This window comes from Brevundimonas sp. (assembly GCF_018608325.1).
Classification (GTDB): domain Bacteria; phylum Pseudomonadota; class Alphaproteobacteria; order Caulobacterales; family Caulobacteraceae; genus Brevundimonas.
The window spans coordinates 1-4176 of record NZ_JABAZW010000068.1 but is presented as its reverse complement, the minus strand read 5'-3'; the positions used below and the strand labels follow the sequence as shown (position 1 = coordinate 4176).

Below are 4176 nucleotides of genomic sequence, written 5' to 3'. Positions count from 1 at the left end.
GTCGTCGGCGACTTCACGCTGAAGGCGCCCGCCGTGATCCTGGCCACCGGCGGAATCGGCGGCAATCATGATCTGGTGCGCAGATACTGGCCGGAGCGGCTGGGCGCACCGCCGCGTGAGATGATCACCGGGGTTCCCGCCTATGTCGATGGGCGGATGCTGGACATCGCAGCTGAGGCGGGCGCCCGTCTCGTGAACCGGGACCGCATGTGGCACTATGTCGAGGGGGTGCAGAACTGGGCGCCGATCTGGCCCAAACACGCGATCCGCATTCTGCCCGGACCTTCGCCGCTGTGGTTCGATGCCTTGGGACGGCGGCTGCCCTTCCCGGCCCTGCCCGGATACGACACCGTGGCGACACTGAAATATCTGCGCACCACGCCTGATCTGGCCGCGCACGACCATTCCTGGTTCATCGTCACCGAGAAGATGCTGGCCAAGGAGTTCGCCCTGTCGGGGTCAGAGCAGAACGCCGACATCACCAACCGCAATCTGCTGGGCGTGCTGCGCTCTCGTCTGGGAAAAGGCGCGCCACGAGAAGTCGCCGCCTTCCGCGACAAGGGCGCGGACTTCGTGGTCGCCGATGATCTGGAAGCACTGGTCGGCAAGATGAACGGCCTGACGGACCAACCGCTGCTGGACCCCGCCCTGATCCGCCGTCAGGTCGAGGACCGCGACGCCCAGATGGATAACCCTTATGCCAAGGATGTTCAGGTTCAGGGCATCCACAACAGCCGCCGTTACAAGGGCGACCGCTGGGCGCGCACATCGGCGCCGCACAAGGTGCTGGATCCGCAGGCCGGGCCGCTGATCGGGGTCAAGCTGCATGTCCTGACGCGCAAGTCGCTGGGCGGACTGCAGACCGACCTGTCGGGCCGCGTTCTTACGCCCGAGGGGGCAGTGCTGGAGGGTCTATATGCCGCAGGTGAAGCCGCTGGTTTCGGCGGCGGCGGCCTGCATGGTTACAATGCGCTGGAAGGCACCTTCCTGGGCGGATGCATCTTCTCGGGACGGGCGGCGGGACGGGCGCTGTCCGGGCGCGACTGACGACAACAGGGGGATAGACTTATGGGCTCGCCTTTGACCCTGATCGGGCTGCCGATCGCGCTGGGCATCATCATGTTCGGGCTGGGTTTAAGCCTGACGCCGTCCGACTTCGTACGGGTGGGGCGACAGCCCAAGGCGGCGGCGGTGGCGCTGGCGTGTCAGCTTTTATTGCTGCCTGCCGTCTGTTTCGCACTGGTGCTGATCTTCCAGCTGCCGCCCATTCTGGCGGTGGGCATGATGCTGCTGGCGGCGTCGCCGGGCGGGACCACCGCCAATCTGTACAGCCACCTGTTCCGCGGCGACGTGGCCCTGAACATCAGCCTGACCGCGATCAACTCGGTCATCGCGGTCGTGACCCTTCCGGTCATCGTCAATCTGGCGGTGGCCTATTTCCAGCCCGGCGACACGAAGGTGGGGCTGCAACTGACCAAGACCATCGAGGTCTTCATGATCGTGCTGGTCCCCGTGGGCCTGGGGATGCTGGTGCGCGGCCTGAAACCCGGTTTCGCCAGCGCAATGGACAAGCCGGTGCGGATCGCATCGATCCTGATCCTGACGCTGGTGATCCTTGGCGCGGCGGCGTCCAGTCTGGATGTGCTGCTTGCCAACTTCCAGGCGCTGGCCGGGATCACCATCCTGTTCTGCCTGTTCAGCCTGAGCATCGGCTTCATCGTGCCGCGCCTGCTGAAGATCGAGCGCCCGCAGGCCATCGCCAGCGCCTTCGAGGTCGGACTGCACAACGCCACCCTGGCCATCGTCATCGCCCAGTCGGTGCTGCACAGCCCGGAGATGACCCTGCCCGGTGCGGTCTATGGGGTGCTGATGTTCCCGCTGGCGGCGGCCTTCGGCCTGCTGATCACCCGCAGGCGCGCAGGCGCAGCAGGCTGATCGGCATCAGCCGCGCAGTTCGCGACGCAGCACCTTGCCCACCGCCGTCTTGGGCAGGGGTTCGCTGCGGAACTCCACGATGCGCGGCACCTTGTAGCCGGTCAGCTGCGCGCGGCAGTGGGCGATCAGCATCTCTTTCGTCAGGTCCGGCGAACGCGGCACGACCACGATCTTGATCCGCTCGCCCTGGGCCGCATCCGGCACGCCGACGGCGGCGACCTCTTCGACCAGCGGATGGCTGGCGACCACATCCTCTATCTCGCCCGGATAGACGTTGAAGCCGGAGACCAGGATCATGTCCTTGATCCGGTCCACCAGACGCACCCGCCCGTCCGCCTGCATCACCCCGACATCGCCGGTCGCCAGCCACCCGTCATCTGACAGGACCTTGGCGGTTTCGTCAGGTCGTTTCCAGTAACCCAGCATGACCTGCGGGCCGCGCACGCACAGCTCGCCCTCTTCGTCGATCCCGGCCCAGCTTCCGTCCTCGCGGCGCATCCGCACCTCGGTCGAGGGAACCGGCAGGCCGACGGTTCCGTCGAAGCCCATGGCCTGCGGCCGCTCCAGATCGACGCGCCCGATACAGACCACCGGCGAGGTCTCCGTCAGGCCATAGCCGTCGATCAGAGGCGCGCCTGTCACCGCCTGCCATTCCTCGGCCACCACCCTCTGGGTCGCCATGCCGCCGGCGATCGTCAGCCTCAGGTCAGAGAAGTCGCGTTCGCGGAACGCCTTGCTCTTCATCAGGCTGACAAACAGGGTGTTCAGTCCCGTCATGCCGACGAAACGCTCCTTGCGCAGGATCCATTCCACCCGTTTCGCATCGCGCGGATTGGCGATCAGGATGTTGCGGCCGCCCGCCCCGGTGAACATCATCAGGTTCGCCGTCAGCGAGAATATATGGTACAGCGGCAGCATGGTGACATTGCCCAGCGGCCTTGTCTGATCGATCTGATCCAGCAGCCAGACCCGCCCCTGAATCGTATTGGCCAGTATGTTGCGATGGGTCAGCATCGCCCCCTTCGCCACGCCTGAGGTGCCGCCTGTATATTGCAGGAAGGCGATGTCTTCGGGCCGCGTCTCAACGGCCTGCAGCCTCAGTCGACGCGCACCGGCCATCACCCGCTTCCAGCCATGGCTGCCCGGCAGGCGATAGGCGGGGACCAGCTTCTGGACGTGACGCATCATGGCGCTGACGGCGGCGCCTTTCAGCCCGCCCATCATGTCGCCTATGGCGGTGACGATGACGTGGCGCAGGTCGGTTCCCTCGCGCGCCTGCTCCACCGTGGCGGCGAACATGTCCATGACCACGATGGCGACCGCGCCGCTGTCCTTCAGCTGGTGGTTCAGTTCGCGCGGCGTGTAGAGCGGATTGACATTGACCACCACCGCACCCGCGAACAGCACCCCGAACAAGGCCGCCGGATATTGCAGGCAGTTGGGCATCATCAGGGCCACCCGTTCGCCCGGCTGAACCCCGGCCGACTGAAGCCAGGCGCCGAATGCCTTGGCCGCCGTCAGCATGTCGCCATAGGTCACGGCGGACCCCAGACTGACGAAGCCGGGACGGTCGGCGAACTTTTGCGCATCCGCCTCGAACAACTGCTGCACCGAGTTCCAGCGCGCCAGTTCATCCTCGATGAGGACGGGCACGCCCGCGCGATAGGATTTCGTCCAGAAACGCTCGGCCCACAGCCGGTCCATGTCTGCTGCGAGGTCGGGCGCAGGGCTCATTTCTCGACCACCGCGACCACGCCCTGCCCGCCTGCGGCGCAGATGGAGATCAGCCCCCGCCCGCCGCCGTTGCGGTCGATCATGGCGGCCAGATTGGCCAGGATGCGCCCGCCCGTCGCCGCGAACGGATGCCCCGCCGCCAACGACCCGCCGTTGATATTGAGTTTGGCCCGATCAATGGCGCCGGGCGCCGAATTCAGGCCCAGCCGGGTGCGGGCGTAGTCTTCATCCTCCCAGGCCTTCAACGTACACAGCACCTGAGCGGCGAAAGCCTCGTGGATTTCGTAGAAGTCGAAATCCTGAAGCTTCAAATCCAGCCGCGCCAACATGCGCGGCACGGCATAGGCAGGCGCCATCAGCAGCCCTTCATCTCCGCCGACGAAATCGACCGCCGCCGCCTCGCCCGTTCGCAGATAGGCCTGGATCGGCAGACCGCGCGACTTGGCCCAGTCTTCGCTGGCCAGAAGCACGGTCGAGGCGCCGTCGGTCAGGGGCGTGGAATTGGCC

Annotated in this window: 3 protein-coding genes and 1 pseudogene; 2 read left to right on the top strand and 2 right to left on the bottom strand. The window is 66.0% G+C overall.

The window, feature by feature from the left end:
• Together QZ281_RS07170 and QZ281_RS07165 are read left to right on the top strand one after the other, a co-directional pair.
• The coding region (locus QZ281_RS07170) for an FAD-binding dehydrogenase (protein WP_292226519.1) at window positions 1-1047 on the top strand (1047 nt) is incomplete at its 5' end.
• Window positions 1048-1068: 21 nt separating this feature from the next.
• Window positions 1069-1935: a bile acid:sodium symporter family protein gene (locus tag QZ281_RS07165; RefSeq protein WP_292226518.1), complete on the top strand. Its 867-nt coding sequence runs from the start codon at window positions 1069-1071 to the stop codon at window positions 1933-1935.
• Between the two features lie 6 nt (window positions 1936-1941).
• On the opposite strand, the gene QZ281_RS07160 is transcribed toward QZ281_RS07165, so the two are convergent.
• Both QZ281_RS07160 and QZ281_RS07155 read right to left on the bottom strand, forming a co-directional pair.
• Window positions 1942-3669 carry an AMP-binding protein gene (locus QZ281_RS07160; protein WP_292226515.1) on the bottom strand — a complete coding sequence of 576 codons (1728 nt, stop codon included), beginning with the start codon at window positions 3667-3669 and terminating at the stop codon, window positions 1942-1944.
• Window positions 3666-4176 (bottom strand): annotated as a pseudogene (locus QZ281_RS07155) (acetyl-CoA C-acyltransferase); the annotation flags it as partial. The gene QZ281_RS07160 and the pseudogene QZ281_RS07155, both read right to left, overlap by 4 nt.